General features: G+C 69.3%; 1 protein-coding gene. It reads left to right on the plus strand.

All coding sequences use genetic code 11. The features are described from left to right. Window positions 1-313: ATP-binding cassette domain-containing protein (locus OSB71_RS24410; protein ID WP_265950972.1), on the plus strand; the 313-nt coding region annotated here is incomplete at both ends.

The following is a 313-nucleotide window of genomic DNA, read 5'->3' on the forward strand; positions in this document are numbered from 1 at the left end:
CTACAAGGGCGAGGACATCACGCGGCTGTCGGGGCGGGCGCTGAAGGCGGTGCGGCGGAACATCCAGATGGTGTTCCAGGACCCCTACACCTCGCTCAACCCGCGCATGACGGTCGGTGACATCATCGGCGAGCCCTTCGACATCCACCCGGAGGTGGCGCCCAAGGGCGACCGGCGGCGCAGGGTGCGCGAACTGCTGGACGTGGTCGGGCTGAACCCGGAGTACATCAACCGGTACCCGCACCAGTTCTCCGGCGGGCAGCGCCAGCGCATCGGCATCGCCCGCGGCCTCGCGCTCAACCCCGAGGTCATC

This window comes from Streptomyces marinisediminis, assembly GCF_026262575.1.
Taxonomy (GTDB): domain Bacteria; phylum Actinomycetota; class Actinomycetes; order Streptomycetales; family Streptomycetaceae; genus Streptomyces; species Streptomyces marinisediminis.